The sequence below is a fragment of the Mycobacterium sp. TH-M15 genome (assembly GCF_057473705.1).
The window spans coordinates 1-10,075 of sequence record NZ_JBYCLB010000044.1 but is presented as its reverse complement, the minus strand read 5'-3'; the positions used below and the strand labels follow the sequence as shown (position 1 = coordinate 10,075).

The following is a 10,075-nucleotide window of genomic DNA, read 5'->3' as shown; positions in this document are numbered from 1 at the left end:
GCGACCAACTGCTCGACGCCATCGTCGCCGCCGGCGTCGGCGACCCGGGCAGCCTCACCGACAAGCTGCGGTCGGCGCTGCGCGCGCTGCTCGACATCATCGCCGCCGACCCGCACATCCACCGGATCAGCGTCGGCGACGTGACCGGGGTCGCCGGGCTGGCCGAACACCGGGCCCAGCTGCTGGAGCTGGTCACCGAGTCGATCATTCGGCACGCCCCGGACGCGTTGGGGGCCGATCTGGATCCCGCCGAGCTGCGCCGCGGCGCGGTGTTCATGGTCGGCGGGGTCAACCGGATCATCGAGGCCTGGCTGGCCGAGCCGACGGAGACCACCGCCGAACTGGCCGCCGCCTGCGCCGACCTCTGCGTCGCGGTGGTCCAACGCTAGACCGGTGCGCGACCGCCCGGGGAAAATCCAGCACGCCCGGCACGCCGACCGGCGTGCCGCGATCCGGCCCGGTGGTCGTCGACCCGGCGCTCAGACCGCCCGTTTGAGCTCGTCGACCTTGTCGAGGCGCTCCCAGGGCAGGTCGACGTCGGTTCGGCCGAAGTGGCCGTAGGCGGCGGTCTGGGCGTAGATCGGCCGCAGCAGGTCCAGGTCGCGGATGATCGCGCCGGGCCGCAGGTCGAACACCTCACCGATCGCCTTCTCGATCTTGACCGGGTCGACGACGCCGGTGTCGAACGTCTCGACGAACAGCCCGACCGGGGCGGCCTTGCCGATCGCGTAGGCGACCTGCACCTCGACCCGCTCGGCCAGCCCGGCGGCGACGATGTTCTTGGCCACCCAGCGCATCGCGTACGCCGCCGAGCGGTCCACCTTGGACGGGTCCTTGCCGGAGAACGCCCCGCCGCCATGCCGAGCCCAGCCGCCGTAGGTGTCGACGATGATCTTGCGGCCGGTCAGCCCGGCGTCGCCCATCGGCCCGCCGAGGACGAACTTGCCGGTCGGGTTGACCAGCAGCCGCACCCCTGAGGTGTCCATCGTCTCGTGGCCCAGCTCGCGCAGCACGGTGTCGACGACCGCCTCCCGGATATCCGGGGCCAACTGCTTGTCCAGGTCGATGCCGTCGGCGTGCTGGGTGGAGACCACCACGGTGTCCAGCCGCACCGGGGTGGCGCCGTCGTACTCGACGGTCACCTGGGTCTTGCCGTCCGGACGCAGGTAGGGCAGCACGTCTTTCTTGCGCACCTCGGTGAGCCGACGGGCCAGCCGGTGCGCCAGCGCGATCGGCAGCGGCATCAGCTCCGGGGTGTCGGCGATCGCGTAGCCGAACATCAGCCCCTGGTCGCCGGCGCCCTGGGCGTCCAGCGGATCGCCGGCACCCTCGACCCGGGCCTCGTGCGCGGTGTCCACCCCCTGGGCGATGTCCGGTGACTGCGCGCCGATGCCGATGTTCACCCCGCAGGACGCGCCGTCGAAGCCCTTCTCCGACGAGTCGTAGCCGATCTCCAGAATCCGCTCCCGGACGGTGTGGGTGATGTCGGCGAACGCCTCCTTGGCGGCGGTGGTCACCTCCCCCACCACGTGCACCTGCCCGGTGGTGACCAGGGTCTCGACCGCCACCCGCGAGCGCGGGTCGTCGGCCAGCAGCGCGTCGAGGACCGAGTCGCTGATCGCGTCGCAGATCTTGTCGGGATGCCCCTCGGTCACCGACTCACTGGTGAACAGTCGACCGTTCTCGCTCACAATGACACCTTTCCGAGATAATCGATCCAAAAGTTAGCCCGGGCAAATATAGCTACCCGGTCCTGGCAGTGGCCCGGCAGCCCGGGGTTCGCCCGCTGCCGTTCGGCGCGCCGGCAGCGCTATCCGCCGCGGGCGTCCAGAAAGGCGGCGACCGCATCGACGATGCGGCTGGCCATCAACGTCTTGGAGCCGTGCTCCAGGGCGGCCTCGGTGCCGTCGGAGGTCAGCAGCCAGCCGTCGTTGCTGTCCACCTCGAACGCCCGGCCGTCCCCGACCGCGTTGACCACCAGCAGGTCGCAGCCCTTGCGGCGCAGCTTGGCGCGCGCGTGGAAGAGCACGTCGCCGTTGGCGTCGCCGGTCTCGGCGGCGAAACCGACGATCGCCCGCATCTGCGGGATCTGCCCGTCGGCTCGCGCCCGCACCACACCGGCCAGCACGTCGTCGTTGCGCAGCAGCTCGATCGAGGGCTCCCGCTGGCTCTCCGGGCCCTTCTTGATCTTGCTGGTCGCCGGCTGGGCCGGCCGGAAATCGGCGACCGCGGCGGCCATCACCAGCACGTTCGCGTCGACCACCCGCTTGGTCACCGCGTCCCGGAGCTGCTCGGCCGTGCTGACGTGCACCACGTCCACCCCGGCCGGGTCGACCAGCCCGGCGGTGTGTCCGGCGATCAGGGTGACGTCCGCGCCGCGCTGGGCGACCACCCGGGCCACCGCGTAGCCCTGCTTCCCCGAGCTGCGGTTGCCGATGAACCGCACCGGGTCGATCGGCTCCCGGGTACCCCCGGCGGTCACCAACACCCGGTGGCCGGCCAGGTCGTAGGGCATGGCGTCGGAGCGCTCCAGCAGCAGCTGGACGAAGGTGTTGATCTCTTCGGCCTCCGGAAGCCGGCCGGGCCCGCTGTCGGTGCCGGTCAGCCGACCGGACGCCGGCTCGAGCACCACAGCGCCGCGCCGGCGCAGGACGGCGACGTTGGCGACGGTCGCCGGGTGCAGCCACATCTCGGTGTGCATCGCCGGCGCGAACAGCACCGGACAGCGCGCGGTGAGCAGGGTGGCGGTGAGCAGGTCGTCGGCGCGGCCAGCGGCGGCACGGGCCAGCAGGTCGGCGGTGGCCGGCGCGACCACCACCAGGTCGGCCTGCTGGCCGATGGCCACATGCGGCACGGCCGGAACGTCGTCGAAGACCCCGGTGTGCACCGGCCGGCCGGAGAGCGCCTCGAAGGTGGCGGCGCCGACGAAGCGCAGCGCCGATTCGGTGGGCAGCACCTGCACCCGGTGACCGGCCTCGGTCAGCTGGCGGACCACCGTGCACGCCTTGTATGCGGCGATACCCCCGGAGACGCCGACGACGATCCGCTTACCGGCCACCGGTCCCGCCCTACCCCGTTACTCGCCTTCGGTGTACTCGAGCAGGTCGCCGTGGACCTCCCGCAGCGCGATCGACAGCGGCTTCTCCTGCAGGCCGGGCTCGACCAGCGGCCCGACGTACTCGAGGATGCCCTCGCCGAGCTGGTTGTAGTAGTCGCTGATCTGCCGGGCGCGCCTGGCGGCGAAGATCACCAGCGCGTACTTGCTCGACGCGCGTTGCAGCAACTCGTCGATCGGCGGGTTGGTGATGCCGAGCGGGGTGTCGTAGCCGCCGATCAGGGCGGGATCGAACTGGTCGTCGGCGGTGGTGGACGTGCCGGCCTGGGGGGTGCTCACCTGGGGAATCTCCTGGCAGTACGGGGACGGGGGGGTGTAGTGATTCGACAACGCCGCTCAGCGGGTGTTCGGGGCGGTTCCCACCAGCAACGATACCAATTCCGTGCACGCGTTCTCCAATCGGCGGTTCACCACCACCACGTCGAACTCGTCCCGGGCGGCCAGTTCGGTGCGGGCGGTGGCCAGCCGGCGGCGCATCACGTCGGGGGCTTCGGTGCCGCGGCCGGTCAGCCGAGCCTCCAGCGTCGCCCAGTCCGGGGGCGCCAGAAACACCGTGGTCGCGGTCGGCAGCGCGGCCTTGACCGCGCGTGCCCCGGCCAGGTCGACCTCGATCAGCACCGGGCGGCCGGCCGCGGCGGCGTCTCGCACCGCCGCGGCGGGGGTGCCGGATCGGTGCAGGCCACCGTGGATCTCCGCCCACTCCAGCAGCTCGTGCGCCTCGATCAGCCGCTGGAACTCGTCCGACGTGACGAAGTGGTAGTCGACGCCGTCCACCTCGCCGGGCCGGGGGGCCCGGGTGGTGGCCGAGACGCTGAAATACAGGTCGGGAACCCGCTCCCGCAGGCACCGGACCACGGTCGACTTGCCGACCGCGGACGGCCCGGACAGCACCACCACCGGCCCGACTGCCCCGATCGACGCAGCACGTCGATCGGAGCGGTCGGCGGACATCCTGGCCGGATCAGGGCCGGATCAGGAGAACTTTTCCAGCAGGGCCTTGCGCTGACGCTCGCCCAGGCCGCGCAGCCGGCGGGTGGGGGCGATCTCCAGCTCGGTCATGATCTCCTGCGCCTTGACCTTGCCCACCTTCGGCAACGCCTCCAATAGCGCGGACACCTTCATCTTGCCCAGCACCTCGTTGGTCTCGGCGTCCTTGAGCACCTGGGTGAGGTTGGTGCCGCCACGCTTGAGTCGGTCCTTGAGCTCAGCTCGGGCTCGACGTGCGGCAGCCGCCTTCTCCAATGCGGCTGCCCGCTGCTCGTCGGTCAACTGGGGAAGCGCCACGATTCCTCCGTCTCGTCGTCATCGGCAGCCGCCGATGTTTTCGGTCTTGGCCAGGTTCTCCAGCCAGCGACAACGACCGTACCCACGGTCTCTGACGAAATCTAACCCCACCCCCTGGTTTCGGTCATAAATATTCGGCGCCGAGTTGATGGCCGCCGGCTCGCCGCCACCGGCGGCCGACCCGCCGGATCGGGCCCGGAACGCCGCCAACACCGGGTGAATCCGCGACACGCATTGTCCACCAGCATGTTTCGACCATTTTCACCGAATGCGCTGACCGTTTTCGGCCCGTCGGCACCCGACGACAGCCGACGACGCCCGACGGCACCCGGGCGTACCGGATGCCGGCCGCCGATTTGGCGTGCGGTGGCGCGTCATGGCCGGTCAGCCAAGGTTCCGGGCCGCCGCCGGCCGGCCCCGGACCGGCCCGGCCCGGCCCGGCAAAACTACGTGTTGCAGTTAGGCCTTCTCGGGCCTGGCCGACCCGGGGCCGTCACCGGTGGCCGCGCCAAACCCGGTCGAACGGCAGCCGCCAGGCGTGCGGAGCGATCAGCTGGTGGATGGCGTTCGGCCCCCACGAGCCGATGTCGTAGCTGCGCACCGGCGGCGGGTCGGCCAGCAGCGGGGCGGACACCGCCCAGAGCCGCTCGATGCCCTGCGCGTGGGTGTAGAGCGTGTGGTCGCCCTTGATCGCGTCCAGCAGCAGCCGTTCGTAGGCCTCCAGCACGTCACCGGCGGCGTCGGTGTCCCCCATGCTGAACTGCAGGCTGTGCTTGTCCAGCTTCATCCCGGGCCCGGGACGTTTGCCGTAGAACGACAGCGACACCTTGGACTGGTCGGCCAGGTCGAAGGTGAGGTGGTCCGGCCCGTGCGCGCCGACGCCCGACCCGGCCGGGAACATGCTCCGCGGCGGCTCCCGGAACGCGATCGAGATGATCCGCTGCCCCTCGGCCAGGCACTTGCCGGTCCGTAGGTAGAACGGCACCCCGGCCCAGCGCCAGTTGTCGATCTCGCACCTGAGCGCCACGAACGTCTCGGTGTCCGAGTCCGCGGCCACTCCGGGCTCGTCGCGGTAGCCGCGGTACTGGCCGCGCACCACGTTGCGCGGGTCCAGCGGCACCATGGACCGGAACACCTTGTTCTTCTCCACACTGATCGCGTCCGAGGCCAGCTCGGTCGGGGCCTCCATCGCGACGAACGCCAGCACCTGGAACAGGTGGGTGACCACCATGTCCCGGAACGCGCCGGTCTGCTCGTAGAACGCCGCCCGGCCCTCCAGGGAGAGCTTCTCCGGGATGTCGATCTGGATGTGGTCGATAAACGTCCGGTTCCAGATCGGCTCGAACAGGCCGTTGGCGAACCGGAACGCCAGGATGTTCTGCGCCGGCTCCTTGCCCAGGAAGTGGTCGATGCGGAAGACCTGCGACTCGTCGAAGGTCTGGTGGATCGAGGCGTTCAGCGCGATCGCGCTCTCCAGGTCGGTGCCGAACGGCTTCTCCATCACCACCGCGGCGCCCTCGACCAGCCCGGCCTGCTCCAGCATCCAGATCGACGGGATCGCCGCCGCCGGCGGCACACTCAGGTAGTGCAGCAGCCGGACGCCGCCGGCCACGCCGCCCAGCTGCTCGGCCTGCGCCCGCACCGCGGCGGCCAGCGCCTCCGGACCGCTCTTCTGCGGCACGTAGCTCAGCGTCTGCGCCCAGCCGTCCCGGTCCTCGGTCGAGGCGGCGTCGTCGTGGGAGAACTCCTCGCAGGCGCGCACCGCGACCTTGCGGAACGCGTCGTCGTCCAGCTCGTCCAGCGAGGTGCCGACGACGCGCAGCGGCGGCGCCAGCTTCGACATCGACAGGTGGAACAGGCCCGGAAGCAGCTTGCGGCGGGCTAGATCACCGGTGGCGCCGAACAAGACGACGACGTGTGGTGCGGCGCTGGAGGCGGCCCGACGATCCCCGACCATTTGGTCATCCCCTCTCCGTTTGCACCCTACCCACGGCCGGCACCCGGCGCGCTCAGTGGGCGGGCTGGAACTCGCCGGCCTCCACGTCCTCCTCGGCCCGGATGACGTGCACCACGGCGTTGATCAGCGCCAGGTGGGTGAACGCCTGCGGGAAGTTGCCCAGGTGCCGCCCGGTGCGGGTGTCGATCTCCTCGGCGTAGAGCCGCAGCGGGCTGGCGAACGCCAGCAGCCGCTCGCAGAGCTGTTTGGCCCGGGTCAGCTCGCCGATCTCGACCAGCGCAGAGACCAGCCAGAACGAGCAGATGGTGAAGGTGCCCTCCTCGCCGACCAGCCCGTCGTCGGTCTCCTCCACCCGGTAGCGCAGCACCAGCCCGTTGACGGTGAGCTCGTCGGCGATGGCCAGCACGGTCGCCCGCACCCGCGGATCCTCCGGCGGCAGGAAACGCAGCAGCGGGATCAGCAGCGCCGACGCGTCCAGCGCGGGGCTGCCGTAGCGCTGGGTGAACACACCGCGCGCGTCGACGCCGTTGGCCAGCACGTCGGCCTTGATCTCGGCGGCTACCGCCGCCCAGCTGCGGGCGTAGTCCTGCTCGCCGTGCAGCAGCGCCAGCTTCACCCCGCGGTCGACCGCGACCCAGCAGTACACCTTGGACGACACGAAGTGCTGCGGCTCGCCGCGCACCTCCCAGATGCCACGGTCCGGACGGTTCCAGTTGTCGATGGCCTGCTCCACCTGTTTCTTCAGGATCGGCCAGAGCTGTTCGGGCACATGCTCGTCGCGGGAGCGGGCATGCAGATACACCGAATCCAGCATGGCGCCCCAGACGTCGTGCTGCCGTTGCCGGTAGGCGCCGTTGCCGATCCGCACCGGGCTGGCGCCGTCGTAGCCGGAGAGATGGCCCAGTTCGATCTCGGTCAGCGTCTTCTCGGCGCCGACCCCGTACATCACCTGCAGCGTCTGGGCTTCGCCGTTCTCGTCGAGCGCCGCGTCGGAGAGGAAATGGAAGAAGTTGTTGGCCTCCCGATCCAGGCCGAGCGTGTGCAGGCCCCACAGCGCGAACGTCGAGTCCCGCACCCAGGCGTAGCGGTAATCCCAGTTACGTACGCCCCCAGGTGTTTCCGGCAACGACGTGGTGGACGCCGCCATCAGCGCTCCGGTCGGCGCATAGGTGAGCCCCTTCAGCGCCAGCGCGCTCTGCTGCAGGTAGCCCCGCCACGGGTGGTCCGGGAACTTGCCGATGGTGATCCACTGCCGCCAGCATTCGGCGGTCTGCCACCGCTTCTGCAGCGCCTCCTCCTGGGTCCGCGGCGCCGGCAGCGGCGACCAGGACAGCGCCACGAACGCTTCGTCGCCCTCGGTCATCCGGGTGCGGGCGTTGGCCTCCGGCCCTTCGATGCCCAGCCGCAGGTTGGTGGTGAGTTTGAGGGTGGGTTGGCTGCCGTCGGCGCTGCCGTCACAGGTGGCGGTGGCCTCCTCGTAGACCTGGCCGGAGTACTCCCAGTGCGCCTCCTGGCGGTGGTAGTCGAAGGCCGGTTCGCAGCTGACCTCCACCTCGACGGTGCCGCTGACGCACCTGATGGTGCGCAGCAGGATGTGGCCGGCGTCCCAGTCGGTCGGCGCCCGGCGGTGCGTCTTGGACCGCTTGTCGGTGTTGTGCCAGCGGCCCATCACCAGGCAGTCGTGCACGGTCAGCCAGCCGGTCTCGGTCTGCCAGGTGGTCTCCACGATCAGTCCGCCGGGCTGGTAGATCCGCTGCGCCGGGACGCCCTGCCCGTACGGGCCGACCCGGAAGTGGCCGGCGCCGCGGTCCAGGATGGCGCCGAAGACGCTCGGCGAGTCCGGCCGCGGCAGGCACATCCACTCGACCGATCCGTTCGGCGCGATCAGGCAGGTGTTCTCGCAGTCGGAGAGGAACGCATACTCGTCGATCGGCGGGAACGGGCTGCGGGTGGAGAGCGCCACGTCCAATGCGCCGGTCTCGGCCGCGACCGGGGCCTGCCGACCATTGCCGCCCGAGCCGCCGGCATCACCGTCGGCCGGGGGCGCCGTCGGCTTCTTCGCCGTCCCCACCGGTGATTTCGTCGACCGCTTCGAAGCGCTCGCCATCGACCCATTGTCGTCCCCGGGGCCGGGTTTTGTCCGGGCATTGGGGTTACCGGCCAGCGGCTGGGCCGGCCGTGAGCCCGTTAGCCGCCGGCCGAAAACCAAGCTGGCCGACCACTACCACAACACCGACCTCTGCGAAGAGATCAACGCATCCGAACCGACACCCCAGGCCGCCGATACCTCGGAGGCAGGAACCGAGCCGATGGACGCATTCACCGTGCGACTACCCGCCACGGTCCTCGACGTGCTGCGCCGACGCGCATCCGAAGAACACATCACCACCGGCCAGGTGATCCGCCGCACCCTCGAAGCAGCCCTCAGCGCCGCCGTGGACGACGACAAGACCATCCCGGTTCACAAAATCCGCGCCCTCATCGCGGAGGCGTCGCAGTAACGGTGCAGGTGGGCCAGCGGTCGCCCGCAAGTTCTGAAACGCCTGACCCGCAACTGCGGCGATCTCATCACCTCGATCCGTGGCTGACTCCATTGCGAAGTGTCCAGCGCCTCAGGCCAGGTAGCCGACCGCGTCGCGCATCCGCTCCCCGGCGGCCCGCAGTGACTCGACGTCCGGTCCGGCCCGCAGCACCGCGCGCGACACCGCCGGCAGCACCTGCCCACGGCCGGCCCCGCCGAGGCCGCCGAGCGCCTCCGGCCGGCCACCCTGGGCACCGACACCGGGCACCAGCACCGGCCCGCCCAGCTCGCTCAGATCGGGCACCTCGGCCAGCGTGGCGCCGACTACCACCCCGACCGGGCCGGGATCGGGGGCGAGGGCCCGGTTGGCCTCGGCGGCGGCGTCGACGATCGACTGCGCCACGGTGCGTCCGCCGCCGGCAACGGTGGCGCGCTGCACCGATGCTCCCTCCGGGTTGGACGTGGCGGCCAGCACGAACACACCCCGGTCGTGCGCGGCCGCGGCGTCCAGCAGCGGCCGCAGCGACCCGAAGCCCAGGTACGGCGACGCGGTCACCGCGTCGGCGGCCAGCGGCGAGTCGCCGGCCCAGGCGGCGGCGTAGGCCGCCATCGTGGAGCCGATGTCGCCCCGCTTGGCGTCGGCCAGCACCAGCACTCCCGCGTCGCGCAGCGCGGCGATGGTGTTCTCCAGCACCGCATAGCCCTTCGAGCCGTGTGCCTCGAAGAACGCCACCTGCGGTTTGACCACCGCGAAGCCCGCGAACGCCGCCACGCAGCTGTCACAGAACGCGGCCAGCCCGTCCGAGGTCCCCGGCAGGCCCCAGGCGGTCAGCAGCTCGGGATGCGGGTCGACGCCCAGGCACAGCGGTCCGCGTTCGGCGATCGCGCGGGCCAGCCGCGCCCCGAACCCGGCCACCGCTACTGCCCGCCGAGAACGCTGTGCAGCTCCTGCAGCGATCGCACGCTGATGTCACCGCGGATCCGGGCCTCGATGCCCTGGACGGCGGCCGCGGCGCCCTGCACCGTGGTCACACACGGGATGTTCATGCTCACCGCGGCCGACCGGATTTCGTAGCCGTCCACCCGCGGGCCGGAATTGCCGAACGGGGTGTTGATCACCAGGTCGACCTCGCCGGCGCGGATGGCGTCCACCGCCGACGGCCGTGGGTTCTCGGCGTCGGCCTCCTCGAAGTGCTTG

Annotated in this window: 10 protein-coding genes and 1 pseudogene; 2 read left to right on the top strand and 9 right to left on the bottom strand. The window is 71.0% G+C overall.

Going from position 1 to position 10,075, the window contains the following annotated elements; translation table 11 throughout:
- Nucleotides 1–389, top strand: a pseudogene (locus AC2VNT_RS01175) (TetR/AcrR family transcriptional regulator); the annotation flags it as partial.
- Nucleotides 390–479: 90 nt separating this feature from the next.
- On the opposite strand, the gene metK reads toward AC2VNT_RS01175, so the two are convergent.
- From metK to AC2VNT_RS01140, 7 genes are all read right to left on the bottom strand, one after another.
- Nucleotides 480–1,691, bottom strand: a complete 1,212-nt coding sequence (gene metK / locus AC2VNT_RS01170; protein WP_486945114.1) for a methionine adenosyltransferase — start codon at nucleotides 1,689–1,691, stop codon at nucleotides 480–482.
- Between the two features lie 119 nt (nucleotides 1,692–1,810).
- Nucleotides 1,811–3,058 (bottom strand): bifunctional phosphopantothenoylcysteine decarboxylase/phosphopantothenate--cysteine ligase CoaBC, encoded by a 1,248-nt coding sequence (coaBC, locus tag AC2VNT_RS01165; RefSeq protein ID WP_486945113.1) that lies wholly within the window; start codon nucleotides 3,056–3,058, stop codon nucleotides 1,811–1,813.
- An 18-nt stretch (nucleotides 3,059–3,076) separates the two neighbouring features.
- Nucleotides 3,077–3,394: a DNA-directed RNA polymerase subunit omega gene (gene rpoZ, locus AC2VNT_RS01160; RefSeq protein WP_486945112.1), complete on the bottom strand. Its 318-nt coding sequence runs from the start codon at nucleotides 3,392–3,394 to the stop codon at nucleotides 3,077–3,079.
- A gap of 57 nt (nucleotides 3,395–3,451) precedes the next feature.
- Nucleotides 3,452–4,066 (bottom strand): guanylate kinase, encoded by a 615-nt coding sequence (gene gmk, locus AC2VNT_RS01155; protein ID WP_486945111.1) that lies wholly within the window; start codon nucleotides 4,064–4,066, stop codon nucleotides 3,452–3,454.
- 21 nt (nucleotides 4,067–4,087) lie between these two features.
- Nucleotides 4,088–4,399: an integration host factor, actinobacterial type gene (gene mihF, locus AC2VNT_RS01150; protein ID WP_486945110.1), complete on the bottom strand. Its 312-nt coding sequence runs from the start codon at nucleotides 4,397–4,399 to the stop codon at nucleotides 4,088–4,090.
- A gap of 493 nt (nucleotides 4,400–4,892) precedes the next feature.
- Nucleotides 4,893–6,356 carry a glucose-6-phosphate dehydrogenase gene (zwf, locus tag AC2VNT_RS01145; protein ID WP_486945109.1) on the bottom strand — a complete coding sequence of 488 codons (1,464 nt, stop codon included), beginning with the start codon at nucleotides 6,354–6,356 and terminating at the stop codon, nucleotides 4,893–4,895.
- Nucleotides 6,357–6,408: 52 nt separating this feature from the next.
- The gene (locus AC2VNT_RS01140; protein WP_486945108.1) at nucleotides 6,409–8,463 is read right to left on the bottom strand and encodes a glycoside hydrolase family 15 protein; all 2,055 of its coding nucleotides are present in this window, start codon (nucleotides 8,461–8,463) and stop codon (nucleotides 6,409–6,411) included.
- On the opposite strand from AC2VNT_RS01140, the gene AC2VNT_RS01135 reads away from it, so the two are divergent.
- Nucleotides 8,363–8,857 carry a hypothetical protein gene (locus AC2VNT_RS01135; RefSeq protein ID WP_486945115.1) on the top strand — a complete coding sequence of 165 codons (495 nt, stop codon included), beginning with the start codon at nucleotides 8,363–8,365 and terminating at the stop codon, nucleotides 8,855–8,857. The two genes, AC2VNT_RS01140 and AC2VNT_RS01135, sit on opposite strands and share 101 nt — an antisense overlap.
- 111 nt (nucleotides 8,858–8,968) lie before the next feature.
- Here AC2VNT_RS01135 and pyrF read toward each other — a convergent pair whose 3' ends face one another.
- Complete coding sequence (pyrF, locus tag AC2VNT_RS01130) at nucleotides 8,969–9,793, bottom strand: orotidine-5'-phosphate decarboxylase (protein WP_486945107.1); 825 nt, start codon at nucleotides 9,791–9,793, stop codon at nucleotides 8,969–8,971.
- A gap of 2 nt (nucleotides 9,794–9,795) precedes the next feature.
- The coding region (locus AC2VNT_RS01125) for a hypothetical protein (protein ID WP_486945106.1) at nucleotides 9,796–10,075 on the bottom strand (280 nt) is incomplete at its 5' end.

What these genes read in the sequence shown, in the direction of transcription:
- gmk (WP_486945111.1), bottom strand. Translation starts at nt 4,066, where the DNA reads ATGTCCGCCGACCGCTCCGATCGACGTGCTGCGTCGATCGGGGCAGTC.
- zwf (WP_486945109.1), bottom strand. Translation starts at nt 6,356, where the DNA reads ATGGTCGGGGATCGTCGGGCCGCCTCCAGCGCCGCACCACACGTCGTC.
- AC2VNT_RS01140 (WP_486945108.1), bottom strand. Translation starts at nt 8,463, where the DNA reads ATGGCGAGCGCTTCGAAGCGGTCGACGAAATCACCGGTGGGGACGGCG.